The sequence below is a fragment of the Cryobacterium sp. TMT3-29-2 genome, assembly GCF_004564305.1.
Lineage (GTDB): Bacteria > Actinomycetota > Actinomycetes > Actinomycetales > Microbacteriaceae > Cryobacterium > Cryobacterium sinapicolor.
Genome location: NZ_SOGK01000111.1, coordinates 1 through 12,137 on the forward strand (window position 1 = coordinate 1; position 12,137 = coordinate 12,137).

Annotated in this window: 12 protein-coding genes and 1 pseudogene; 5 read left to right on the top strand and 8 right to left on the bottom strand. The window is 69.8% G+C overall.

Annotated features, from left to right (window positions below):
* Positions 1–401, top strand: a 401-nt coding sequence (locus E3O67_RS12500) for an HNH endonuclease signature motif containing protein (protein WP_135102834.1), incomplete at its 5' end; no start/stop codon positions are given.
* 156 nt (positions 402–557) lie between these two features.
* On the opposite strand, the gene E3O67_RS12505 is transcribed toward E3O67_RS12500, so the two are convergent.
* Entirely contained in the window at positions 558–1,190 is a 633-nt protein-coding gene (locus E3O67_RS12505; RefSeq protein WP_134427151.1) for an O-methyltransferase, read from the bottom strand.
* A gap of 86 nt (positions 1,191–1,276) precedes the next feature.
* On the opposite strand from E3O67_RS12505, the gene E3O67_RS12510 reads away from it, so the two are divergent.
* Positions 1,277–1,657 carry a Sec-independent protein translocase TatB gene (locus E3O67_RS12510; protein WP_135102835.1) on the top strand — a complete coding sequence of 127 codons (381 nt, stop codon included), beginning with the start codon at positions 1,277–1,279 and terminating at the stop codon, positions 1,655–1,657.
* Between the two features lie 104 nt (positions 1,658–1,761).
* Positions 1,762–2,733: a polyphosphate kinase 2 gene (gene ppk2, locus E3O67_RS12515; protein WP_241982162.1), complete on the top strand. Its 972-nt coding sequence runs from the start codon at positions 1,762–1,764 to the stop codon at positions 2,731–2,733.
* 58 nt (positions 2,734–2,791) lie between these two features.
* On the opposite strand, the gene E3O67_RS12520 is transcribed toward ppk2, so the two are convergent.
* From E3O67_RS12520 to E3O67_RS12535, 4 genes are read right to left on the bottom strand one after another with little or no spacing between them, the layout of a single operon-like run.
* A complete protein-coding gene (locus E3O67_RS12520) occupies positions 2,792–4,342 on the bottom strand; it encodes a succinic semialdehyde dehydrogenase (RefSeq protein ID WP_135102837.1) in 1,551 nt (516 codons plus the stop codon).
* Between the two features lie 45 nt (positions 4,343–4,387).
* Positions 4,388–5,554, bottom strand: coding sequence for an Mrp/NBP35 family ATP-binding protein (locus E3O67_RS12525; protein ID WP_241982164.1), 1,167 nt, complete (start codon positions 5,552–5,554; stop codon positions 4,388–4,390).
* Entirely contained in the window at positions 5,547–6,137 is a 591-nt protein-coding gene (locus E3O67_RS12530; protein WP_134427143.1) for a DUF1003 domain-containing protein, read from the bottom strand. The genes E3O67_RS12525 and E3O67_RS12530 overlap by 8 nt, the downstream gene beginning before the upstream one ends.
* On the bottom strand, positions 6,124–7,455 hold the full coding sequence (locus tag E3O67_RS12535) for a magnesium transporter MgtE N-terminal domain-containing protein (RefSeq protein WP_134427141.1): 1,332 nt from the start codon (positions 7,453–7,455) through the stop codon (positions 6,124–6,126). The genes E3O67_RS12530 and E3O67_RS12535 overlap by 14 nt, the downstream gene beginning before the upstream one ends.
* Positions 7,456–7,509: 54 nt before the next feature.
* Between E3O67_RS12535 and E3O67_RS12540 the strand changes: the two genes are divergently transcribed.
* Positions 7,510–8,112, top strand: a complete 603-nt coding sequence (locus E3O67_RS12540; protein WP_135102838.1) for a general stress protein — start codon at positions 7,510–7,512, stop codon at positions 8,110–8,112.
* A 142-nt stretch (positions 8,113–8,254) separates the two neighbouring features.
* Here E3O67_RS12540 and E3O67_RS12545 read toward each other — a convergent pair whose 3' ends face one another.
* Positions 8,255–9,796, bottom strand: coding sequence for an aminopeptidase P family protein (locus E3O67_RS12545; protein WP_135102839.1), 1,542 nt, complete (start codon positions 9,794–9,796; stop codon positions 8,255–8,257).
* Positions 9,797–9,883: 87 nt separating this feature from the next.
* The gene (locus E3O67_RS12550) at positions 9,884–10,921 is read right to left on the bottom strand and encodes an endonuclease/exonuclease/phosphatase family protein (RefSeq protein ID WP_135102840.1); all 1,038 of its coding nucleotides are present in this window, start codon (positions 10,919–10,921) and stop codon (positions 9,884–9,886) included.
* 75 nt (positions 10,922–10,996) lie between these two features.
* Here E3O67_RS12550 and E3O67_RS12555 point away from each other — a divergent pair, with 75 nt between their 5' ends.
* Positions 10,997–11,866: a PHP domain-containing protein gene (locus E3O67_RS12555; protein WP_135102841.1), complete on the top strand. Its 870-nt coding sequence runs from the start codon at positions 10,997–10,999 to the stop codon at positions 11,864–11,866.
* Between the two features lie 71 nt (positions 11,867–11,937).
* Here the strand turns inward: E3O67_RS12555 and E3O67_RS12560 are convergent.
* Positions 11,938–12,137, bottom strand: a pseudogene (locus tag E3O67_RS12560) (ATP-dependent helicase); the annotation flags it as partial.

Here is a 12,137-nt window from a genome sequence, read left to right on the forward strand (position 1 = left end):
CCGGCGGATTCCAGGAAATCGTGTTCGGCCCCAACAACGAAGTCCTCACCCTCAGCACCGAGAAACGCTTCTTCACCCGGGCCCAACGCCGCGCCATCGCCGCCCGCGATGGGGGTTGCACCATCCCCGGCTGCACCATCCCCGCGGCCTGGTGCGAGGTACACCACGTGATCCCCTGGCACCTCGGCGGGAAAACCAACATCGACAACGGGGTGCTCCTCTGCTGGTACCACCACCACAGCATCGACACCTCCGGCTGGCAGATCCGCATGGTGAAAGGCAAACCCGAAGTCAGGGCACCACTCTGCTACGACCCAACCCAAACCTGGCGGACCACGGGCAACCACCGGGCNGCCAGGCCTGAGTTCCGGTCTCGACAGGCTCGACCACCGGGTGCGTGAGTCCCCGGGAGACAGGCCACCAGGGTCTCGACAGGCTCGACCACCGGGTGCGCAGTCCCCGAAAACAGGGCACCAGGGTCTCGACAAGCTCGACCACCGGGTGTTGGCTCGACCACCGGGTGATGACCCGACTGCCGGCGGCCCGCTCGAGACCGTCTACGCGCGGAGCTTGGTGATCTGCAGCAGCCCGTCGCCGACGGGGGAGAGGGCGCTGATGACTGCGGTGGACGAGGCGATGACCGTCAGCAGGGTGCGGAAGCCGGTGGCCACATCGTCGCGCTGGGCCGGGTTGGCCACGCGGCCGCGCCAGAGCGCGTGGGCCACGAGAACGGTTCCGCCCGGGCGGGCCAGGCGCAAGGCGTGCTCGACGTACTCGATCACGGACTGCGGGTCGGCGTCGACGAACACGATGTCGTAGGAGTTCTCGTTCATGCGCGGCAGCACGTCCGCGGCCCGGCCCGTGATCAGGCGCACCCGGTTCGCGGGGATGCTGGCTTCGGCGAAATTGGCTTTGGCGTGTTGCTGGTGGTCGACCTCGGTGTCGATCGAGGTGAGGGTGGCGCCGGGCGCCCCGGTGAGCAGCCAGATGCCGGAAACGCCGGCACCGGTGCCGACCTCGAGGATGCTCCGGGCGCCGGTGGCAGCCGCGATCACCGCCGATTGGGCGCCAACCGCCGGCGAAATCGCGTCGATTCCGAGTTCGAGGGACTGCTGTCTGGCCCGCGCCACAGCGTCGGACTCCACGACTGAGTCGTCGGAGAATTTCCAGTTCAGATCTTTGTCAGACACAGTGCAACTCCAGTAGGTGAATGGGTCAAGCCTAGGGGCGGCCGGGCATGGTCCGGGGAGGCCTCGCCGGGGGTTATTCTGGGGGAATGTTCGGTTTGACGTTCGAGAAGATATTGCTGATCGGCATCATCGCCGTCTTCCTGCTCGGACCCGAACGGCTTCCCCACTACGCAGCCCAGCTGGCCCGCCTCGTGAAGCAGCTCCGGGACCTGGCCAACGGGGCTAAAGACCGGATGCGGGACGAGATGGGCCCGGACTTCGACGACGTCGACTGGAAGAAACTCGACCCGCGTCAGTATGACCCGCGCCGCATCATCCGTGAAGCCCTCACTGACGAAGACGAGCTCAAAGGCCAGTCGGCGACCGTGTCCCGGGCCGTGCCGAACCCTGACGGCGCCTATCTGCAACGCAAGCGCGCGAAGGAGGCCGCCACGCTGCCGGCGCCCTTCGACTCCGAAGCCACGTAGCTGCATTCGGTCAGGCCGATTCAGCCGCCGTGTGCCGGGCCGACACGCCGGGACGGGCGAGGTGCTCGCGCTACGCTGAAATCACGTATCTGAGGAGTGTGACCGTGTCGAAATCGTCGAAGACCCGCGCAAAGCCCAAGCGGGTGCCGCTGCCCGTCTATTCCGCCGAATTGCGGAACCTGCAGACCGAGTTGGTCGCCATGCAGGAATGGGTCAAGGAGTCCGGTGCCCGGATTGTCGTGATCTTCGAGGGCCGGGACGCGGCCGGTAAGGGATCAGCGATCAAGCGGGTCACCGAGTTCCTCAATCCTCGCGTCGCCCGGATCGTCGCCCTGCCGGTGCCGACCGAGCGCGAGCGCGGCCAGTGGTACTTCCAGCGCTATATCGAGCACCTGCCCTCCACGGGCGAGATCGTGCTGATGGACCGGTCCTGGTACAACCGGGCCGGCGTCGAACACGTGATGGGCTACTGCACCCCCGACGAGTACCGCCGGTTCCTGCACCAGGCGCCCCTGTTCGAACGGATGCTGGTCGAAGACGGCATCCTGCTCGTCAAGTATTGGTTCTCGGTGTCCGACACCGAGCAGGAGAGGCGGTTCCGGTCGCGGCTGAACGACCCCATGCGCCGCTGGAAGCTGTCCGGGACGGACCTGTTCTCGATCACGAAGTGGGTCGATTACTCCCGCGCCAAAGACGAGATGTTCGTGCACACCGACCTGCCGGAGGCCCCGTGGTGGGTGGTCGAGAGCGAGGACAAACGGGCCGCGCGGCTCAATATGATCAGCCACCTGCTGTCGATCGTTCCCTACACGCACCGGGAGCCGCCGCTCGTGACCATCCCGGCACGTCCCGAGGGCGCGGAGTACGAGCGCCCACCGCGTGAGTTGAACCGCCCCGTACCGGACATCACGGCCACACTGGGCGAGCCCACGGCGAAGCCGAAGGGCAAGGCCCGGATCAAGAAGAAGGCGAAGAAGAAGGCGGAGGCCAAGGCGGAGGCCGCGAAGCTGGCGCCGGAGAAGGCAGCCAAACAGGAAGCCAAACAGAAGGCGGCGGAAGCCAAGCTAACCGTGTGAGCCGGCTCACCTGACCGGCTCACCTGGCCGGCTCGGCTGGCCGGCTCGGCTAACCGGCTCAACGGCGGCGGATGCCCTTCAGCACCGCCGCCAGCAGCAGCATCGGCGCGGCCAGCCGCTCGAAGTCGCGGCCGCTGCGCGGCAGCGGAATGAGACCCGTCGCCCGGGCGATGGTGATGGCGTCCACGAACCGGAGTAGTCCCTCCGGACCGTTGCGTCGGCCGAGGCCGGACTGCTTCAGACCTCCCATCGGGGCCGCCACCGAGGAGAACGACCCGCGATAGCCCTCGTTGATGTTCACGCTGCCGGCCTCGAGGGCGCCGCTCACGCGCAGGGCCCGCCGTACCGACCCGGAGAACACCGACGCGTTCAACCCGTAGTCGCTGTCGTTGGCGGCGAGGATCGCCTCCTGCTCCGAATCGAACACCGTGACCGCGACCACGGGTCCGAAGGTCTCGCCGGCGAAGCACTCCATCGTCGCGGTGACCCCGGTCAGCACGGTGGGCTCGTAGAAGAACGGACCCAGGTCAGGCCGGGCCCGGCCCCCGACTTCGATCGTGGCACCGAGGGCGACCGCATCGGCAACCTGCGCGCTCACCCGGTCCAGCTGCGCCTGTGAGGTGAGGCAACCGACATCCGTCGAGTAGTCGTAGGCGGCACCCAGCTTGAGCGAGCGGGTGACGGCCACGAATTCGCGCAGGAACGCGTCGGCCACCCCCCGCTGCACGAAGATGCGCTCGATCGATACGCAGAGCTGGCCCATCGCCGTGAAGCAGGCCGGGGCGGCATCGGCGGCCGCACGGGCCGGGTCGACGTCATCGAGCACGATCAGGGGGTTCTTGCCGCCCAACTCAAGCGAGACGCCGGTCAGGTTGCCGGCCGCCTGCGCCGCAACCCGCTTGCCGGTCGCGGTCGACCCGGTGAAGCAGACGTAGTCGGCCTCCTCGGTGACCGCCCCACCGATCTCGGCGCCGTCGCCGGCGACCACGGCCCAGAGTTGCTCGGGCACGCCGGCGTCGATGAACGCCTGACGCAGTAAGAGGATGCTCAGCGCACCCTGGTCGTCGGCCTTCTGCACCACGCCGCAGCCGGCGGCGAGGGCAGGCACGACGTCCATCGCGGCGAGGCTGAGCGGGTAGTTCCACGGGGTGATCACCCCCGCGACGCCCTTCGGCCGGTAGCTCACGGCGGCCGTGATGACGAGCGGGATCGCGGAGCGGCGGCGTCCGCCGCGCAGCACGCCGCGGGCGGCGAGGGCGTTGAACCGGGTGACGCCGGCGGCCTGGAAGACCTCCTCGAAGGCCTGGCCACGGGTCTTGCCGGTCTCCGCCTGAACGGTGTCCTGCAGCAGCCCGGTACGTTCCAGGATCAGGTCGTGCGCGCGCAGCAGGATCGCGCGGCGCCGGGCGAACCCGGCCCGCGCCCAGGCCAGCTGGGCCAGGCGGGCCTGCGCGTAGGACTCCTGCACATCGGTCACCCCGCTGACGGGCAGCTCGTGCAGCACCTCGCCGGTGAAGGGTGCGATCACGGTTACCGTCGCCCCCGTCGTGGAACGGATGGACCGGGTCAGGTTGGTGATCACGGCAGGGTCGAGGGGAGAGGCAGGCATTCTCGAAGTCTAGGTGGCGGCGGCTCCGGCGCAGGTGCGGCGGCGCTACTTCGGGGAGATGCCGAGGCTCATCCCGGAAAGGCCGCGTGCCCGGGTGGCGAGCCGGTCGGCGACCAGACGGATGGCCACGGCCGCCGGGTCTGCCGGGTCACCGCGCACCACGGGCACCCCCGAGTCCCCGCCGCTGCGGAGCGGCACGCTCAACGGAACCTGGGCGAGCAGCGGCACCGGGGACTCCTGCCCGGCGCCCAGCCGGCGGGCGACCTCGGCCCCGCCCCCGGAGCCGAACAGCTCGAGCACCGTGCCGTCGGGCTGCACGATCCCGGCCATGTTCTCGATCACGCCGTAGATGGTCTGACCGGTCTGCCGAGCCACGACGCCGCTGCGCTCGGCGATGTCGGCTGCGGCCGGCTGCGGGGTGGTGACGACGATGACCTCGGCCTGAGGCAGCAGCTGCCCGACCGAGATGGCCACATCACCCGTGCCCGGCGGCAGGTCCAGCAGCAGGATGTCCAGGTCACCGAAATACGCATCGGTGAGGAACTGGGTGATCGTGCGGTGCAGCATCGGCCCGCGCCAGGCGACCGCGACGGACCCGTCCTCCACGAACATGCCGATCGAGATGACCTTCACGTCGAAGGCGATCGGCGGCAGGATCATCTCGCCGACCTGGGTCGGCTTGACCGCGGCGGACTTGCCCGTCTCGGGGGACGGAGCGGTGACCAGGCCGAGGAGCCCGGGGATGGAGAACCCGTAGACATCCGCGTCGACGATGCCGACCCGCAGTCCGCGCTCGGCCAGGGCCACGGCCAGGTTCGCGGTGATCGTGGATTTGCCGACCCCGCCCTTGCCGCTGGTGATGGCGTAGACGCGGGTGAGAGACTCGGGGCCGAACTGGTTGCTGCGGGCTTCCGTGCCGCCGCGCAGCTTCTCCGTCATCGCGCGGCGCTGCTCGCGGGTCATCACGTCGACGGAGACGGAGACGTTGCCCGGGCCGGCGACGGACTCGGCGGCGCGGAGCACATCGCGCTCGATCTGGCGGGCGGCCGGGCAGCCGGCGATGGTGAGACGGATACCCACCAGGGCGCGGCCGTCGACGATCTCCACCCCGGCGACCATGTCGAGGTCGGTGATCGGCTTGCGGATCTCCGGGTCGATCACCCGGGCCAGGGCGGTGAGCACCTGATCCGAGGTGACGAGCGGGTCAGGCACTGGGCGAACGTTCTTCCCGGTCGCGGTCCCGCTCGCCCTTGCGGAGGCGTTTCCGGGTCTGCTTGTCCTGGTCTTCGCGCTCTTCCAGGTTCTCGAGCAGGGCACGAAGTTCGGACCGGAGGAAGTCGCGCGAGGCTAGGTCCTTCATACCGAGGCGCAGCGCCACCACCTCGCGGGCGAGGTATTCGGTGTCGGCCAGGTTACGTTCGGCACGCTGCCGGTCCTGTTCGAACTGCACCCGGTCGCGGTCGTCCTGGCGGTTCTGCGCCAGCAGGATCATCGGGGCCGCGTAGGAGGCCTGCATCGACAGAACCAGGGTCAGCGCGATGAAGCCGAGCGACACGGAGTCGAAGCGCCACTGCACCGGTGCGAGCGTGTTCCAGGCGATCCAGCTGACGGCGAAGAACGTCAGACCGAGCAGGAACCACGGCGTGCCCATGCCGCGCGCGATGGCCTCGGTGAACCGGCCGAAGCGGTCGCGGCTGGGGCGGTCACGGTTGCGCCGGCGCTTGCGGCCGAGGGCAGGGGTGCGCAGGCCCTTGGGGGAGTCGAGGCGGAGATCCGATCGGTTAGCTCGGGCCATTGCCGGTCCTCCGTCCGTGGTGCAGCGGGATGCTTCCCGTGGTCAGTTCGGTGCGGGCCTCGGCCCGGCGGCGCACGTCGTCGTTTCCGTCATGGCTGCGCCAGTCGTCGGGCAGCAGGTAGTCGAGGACGTCGTCAACCGTCACCACGCCGACGAGTCGGTGGTTCTCGTCGACCACGGGCACGGAGACGAGGTCGTAGCTGGCGAGGATGCGGGTGACCTCCGCTGCCGAGGTGTCGGCGGTGACGGGATCGAGACCCTGGTCCAGCAGCGTGCCGAGCCGTTCGTGGGGCGGGTAGCGCAGCATCCGTTGGAAATGCACCATGCCGAGGAAGCGGCCGGTGGGCGGCTCGTAGGGCGGCAGGGTGACGCAGATGGCCGCGCCGAGCGCCGGCGCGAGGTCGTGGCGACGGATGAGCGCGAGCCCCTCCGCGACCGTGGCGTCGGCCGAGACGATGATCGGCTCGGTCGTCATCAGGCCGCCGGCGGTGTCCGGGGCGTAGGTGAGCAGGAAGCGCACGTCGTCCGCTTCCTCCGGCTCCATCAGGTCCAGCAGCTGTTCGCCGAGCTCCTCCGGCAGCTGCGCGATCAGGTCGGCGGCATCGTCGGGCTGCATGTGGTCGAGCACGTCGGCGGCGCGCGCGTCGCCGAGCCGGGTCAGGATGCTGACCTGCTCGCTTTCCGGCATCTCCTCGAGGGCATCGGCGAGGCGGCCGTCGGGGAGCTCGCCCGCAACCTCGTGCATGCGCTCCGGCGGCAGGTCGAGCAGGGTGTTCGCCAGGTCGGCGGGCTTGAGGTCGGAGTAGGTGGCGATGAGCTGCTCGGCCGACTGGGCCTGACCCTCGGTGGTCTGCTCGCGCACCCCTCCCCAGTCGGTGAAGGTCGTGGCGCCCTTCGCAAAGAGCGACAGGCTGGTCTTGGGACGGCGCACGAAGAGCTGGCTGATCGCCCAGCCGCCCTGCGGCAGCTCCTCGATCGAGACGTCCTCGATGGTCGCCTCACCGGAAGCGTCGTTGAAGACGACCGTGCGGCCGAGCATCTCGGCGATGACGCGCACCTCGCCGCCGCGCTGCTCGAAGCGGCGAACATTGATCAGGCCGGTGGTGATGATCTGGCCCGATCCGATGCTGGTGACGCGCCCGATGGACACGAAAACGCGTCGCTTGCCCGGGATCTCAACGATCAGGCCGACGACGAGGGGCGGGTCGTTTTTTCGATAGACCACCAGCACGTCGCGCACCTTACCCACGCGGTCTCCCGCGGGGTCGAAAACGGTACACCCGGCCAAACGGGCAACGAAGACTCTGGTGGCAGACACAGTACAAATCTAGGCCACCTTCAGGGCAGATCGGTCCTGTGAAAGAATGGGCGCATGAGCAATCAGAGCCCCTTCGGCGGGCGCAGGGCCGCATTGTTCCCCGTTCTACCCAAGGGGGAGGTGCTCGCGACCTACGCCACCTATGGTGAGGCGCAGGAAGCCGTGGACACGCTGGCGACGTCCGACTTCCCCGTGAAGCAGGTCTCCATCCTCGGCAACGACCTCAAGACGGTCGAGCGGGTCACCGGCAAACTCACCTGGGGGCGCGTCGCGCTGGCCGGTGCGGCCTCCGGCGCCTGGCTCGGCGTGTTCTTCGGGCTGCTGTTCTTTATCTTCTCGCCGGATGGCGCGGGCCTGCCGTTCGTCTTCGCCGCCGTCATGATCGGTGCCGGGTTCGGCATGCTGTTCGGGGTTGTCAGCGCCGCGCTCAATCGCCGCCGGCGCGACTTCACATCGACCATGCAGGTGATTGCCAGCAACTATCAGGTGATCGTCGACGGCGCTCTGGTCAATCGGGCCCGCAACCTGCTCGCGGGGCGCGCCGAGGCCGAGCTGGCGGTGCCAGCCCCGCCGCATCCGTCGGAGCCGCCGCGTGCTCAGGAGCCGCCCGCGGCTTCGCCGGCTGCCCCGCAGCCGCCCGCCGCGCCGCCTGCGTAACCGCTTCCGAGCTCACCCACACACCGCCTCCAAACACCGCCTCCAAACACCGCCTCCAAACGGCCGCGCGTGCGGGTAAATCGTCGGTATGAGTTGCTCAAACCGGCGATTCGCCCGCACTCGCGTGCGGGGTTCTCGGCCGTCAGGCGGTGAGGGCGGCGATCCAGGCCTCGACGGCCTCGGAGGTGCGGGGGATGCCGGCCGACAGGTTCTCGGGGCCGTCCGCGGTGATCAGGATGTCGTCTTCGATTCGCACGCCGATGCCGCGGTATTCCGCCGGCACCGTCAGGTCGTCGGGCTGGAAGTAGAGGCCGGGCTCGATCGTGAACACCATCCCGGGCTCGATCACGCCGTCCATGTACATCTCGCGGCGTGCCTGCGCGCAGTCGTGCACGTCGAGGCCGAGGTGGTGGCTGGTGCCGTGCACCATGTAGCGGCGGTGGTGGCCATTGTCGGGCAGCAGGGCCTCCTCGGCGGTGACGGGGAGCATGCCCCATTCGGCCGTGCGGCGGGCGATGACCGCCATCGCGGCGGCATGCACGTCGCGGAACACGGCGCCGGGCACGGCCACGGCGAAAGCGGCATCCGCTGCCTCGCGCACGGCATCGTAGACACGGCGCTGCACGTCGGTGAAGGTTCCGTCCACCGGGAGGGTGCGGGTGATGTCGGCGGTGTAGTAGCTGTCGACCTCGACGCCGGCGTCGATCAGGATCAGGTCGCCGGGCACGACGGCGCCGTCGTTGCGGGTCCAGTGCAGGATGCAGGCGTGCGGGCCGGACGCGGCGATCGTGTCGTAGCCGACCGCGTTGCCGTCGGACCGGGCCCGGGTGTTGAACACGCCCTCGACAAGACGCTCGCCGCGATGGTGGGTGCTCGAGCGGGGCAGATCCCGGATGACGTCCTCGAAACCACGGCCGGTGGCCGCGACGGCGAGGCGCATCTGGGCGATCTCGTAGGAGTCTTTGATCAGGCGCAGCTCCGACAGGCCCCGGGCGAACTGCTCGTCGGCGGCATGGTCGCCGTTGATTTCGAGGCTGAACGGGGAGTCGGATGCGTCGGTCGTGAGCACCTTCTCGGCAGCGAAGCGGAGGCGGGCCTCGTCGACCTCGGTGGTGAAGAGCGGGTCGGCCTCCCGCAGCACGAGGGTCTCGTTGTCGATCGTGTCCATCACGAGGGTGAGGTCGGCGATGCCGCGAACCGGGAGACCGAGGTCGCCGCCGACCTGGGAAATCGAGGGTCGGGGGCCGATCCAGAATTCGCCGATGTCGGGGTTCGCGTAGAACTCGTCCGAGTCGCGGCCGGCCCGCTCTCGGAAGTAGAGGGTGGCGTCGTGGCCGGTCGCGGTGGGCTCGAGCACCAGCACGGCGCCGGGCTCGGCGTCGCTACCCCAGCCGGTGAGGTGGGCGAAGGCCGAGTGCGCGCGGAACGCGTAGTCGGTGTCGTTGGAGCGCTGCTTGAGGCGGCCGGCGGGGATGATCAGGCGCTGACCGGGGTGCATCGCGGAGAGGAGCTCGCGGCGGGCGGCCGCGAAGGGCGCCTGCTCGCGGGCGGGCGGCAGCACCTCGACGCGCTCGGCCCAATCGCTGGAGATGTACGCCTTGAAGCCGGCCGAGCCGGGGGTGGTGGAGCGGTTCTCATTCGATCGGGGAGCGGGGGTGATCGCGGTTTCGCTGGAATTGGCCATGGGCCATTGTCCCATTGCTCCCCGAAGAGTGTCCGTTCCGGTCGAGAGTGACCGGCGGAACGGGCGCTCTCGACCGGAACGGGCGCGCTAGGAGGTCGGGGTGAGGGTGGCGACAATCGGGCGGTGGTCGCTGCCCGCGTCGTCTTCCGACTCGATCACGCGCATGCTCTGCACCTGCCAGTTCGCGGTGGCCAGGACGTGGTCGATCGGCGAGCCGAGCAGTGCAGGCGCGAAGGTCGGCCAGGTGCCCACGGCCCCCGCGCCGGTGGCCAGTCCCGCGTCCCGGCAGTCGCCGAGAACGGCGCCGGCGGATGTCTCGCGGCCGCTCAGGTGGTCGACCGTCGCGTTGAAATCGCCGGCCATGATCACGTTCTCTCCGGCGCACTGCTCGGCGAGCCAGTCCAGGTCGGAACGCCAGTTCGACATCTCGAAGCGGATGGGCGCAACGGCGTGCACCGCGATTATGGTGGGGCCGTTCCCGTCGACGGGCGCGGCGACGACGGTCGGCAGCACGTTCGTGTTGCCGGGAGGCCCGGAGCCGGCCTCGTTGCTCACCGAGTAGTCGCCGAGGTCGGGGCTGATCAGCAGGGTCGTGGAGCGCGCCTTGGAGATCTGGTCGAAGGCCAGGGTGTGCACCCACATCGGCCGTCCGCCCGCGCGCATGGCCTCGGCGACGGCCTCCCCGGTGGCCTCGGTGGTTTCCGGCAGGGTGACGACGTCGGCATTCTGGTCGAGGGCGAGCCGGGCGATGGCGGCGGCGCCCGGCTCGTCGCCGAGCGTGTTCCAACTGAGCACGGTGACGGCATCCGTCGTCTCGGCCAGGGCTGGTGTGCCGGCCGGGTCGCCGAGGCCGCGGGTGACCAGCAGGCCGGCGTTTCCGATGCCGAAGAGAAGCAGGAGCACGATGAGCCCGCCGGCCAGCGGGCGGAGTGGGCGGATCGCAACGAGCAGCACCAGGAGCACGCCGATCAGCAGGGCCGATCCGGCCACGGCGAGACCGCGAAGGGAGACTGCGTGCGCGGCCACCCACGTGTTCTGCAGGCCGAAGAGCTGCGGCCAGCCAAACACGAGCAGTAGTGCGGCGGTCGCGCCGAGGAACAGGGTGCGCAGGAGTCGATTCAGCATGTCCGGTCAACGGTAGACGAGCAGGCTGGGAACCGTGCGGACGGCCCCGGTCCGCCGCACAACTAGCATGGGGGAATGCCTGGTGCTCGACGATTCAGCGGTCCGATCGACCTGCACACGCATTCGAGTGTGTCGGATGGCACGGAAACCCCGGCGCAGCTCGTGCGGGCCGCCGCCGCCGCCGGCCTCGGCACTCTCGCGCTGACCGACCACGATTCGACCGCCGGCTGGGCCGAGGCCAGTGCCGCCGCCCGCACGGCCGGGCTCACGCTCATCCCCGGCATGGAGTTCAGCACCCGGGTGGGCTTCGCCAGCGTGCACCTGCTCGCGTACCTGTTCGACCCGTCCAACGCGGGCATCGTGGCCGAAACCGCCCGGGTGCGGCAGGCCCGGCTGGTGCGCGCCGAACAGATGGTGGCACGCATCGGAGTCGACTACGCCCTGACCTGGGCGGACGTCCTCGAGCAGACCACACCGGATGCGACGGTCGGACGCCCGCACATCGCCGACGCCTTGGTGGCCCGCGGGTTGGCGCTCACCCGGAGCGAGGCATTCGCGGGAATCCTGCACTGGGAGGCGGGCTACTACCAGCCGCACTACGCGCCGGACCCGCTGCGGGCCATCACCCTCGTGCGTGCGGCCGGTGGGGTGCCGGTCATCGCGCATCCGGCGACGCGCGGGGCGATGGACGTCATCCCGGAGACGAAATTGGCCCGGCTTGCCGAGGCCGGCCTCTTCGGCCTCGAGCTCGAGCACCGCGAGAACAAGCCCGAGGCGAAGGCCCGCCTCTACGCGCTCGCCGAGAAGTACGGGCTTTTCGTCACCGGGTCCAGCGATTACCACGGCGAGGGCAAGCCGAACCGCCTGGCCGAGAACACGACGGCGCCCGAGGTGCTGGAGCGCATCATCGAGCAGGGAATCGGCTCGGCACCCGTCTACGGCTGACGCCACGAGCCGCGAGCCCGCAAACGAAAGCGCCCCCGCCGAAGCGGGGGCGCTGCCTGGCAGGGACCGCCTTAGCTGGGGGCGCCGGCCTGCGGGGCGTGGCGTCGCGTGCGGCTGCGCCGACGCGGGGCGCTATTGCCGTCGTGGTGCTCGGCGCCGCCTCCATCGTGCGTGCCGGCGGCCGGGGTGGCGACCGGGGCGTCCGGGTTGGTGGTCGGGCTGACCCGGGTGCGTGAGCGCGGCGGGCGACCGCCGGCCTGATCACCGGAGT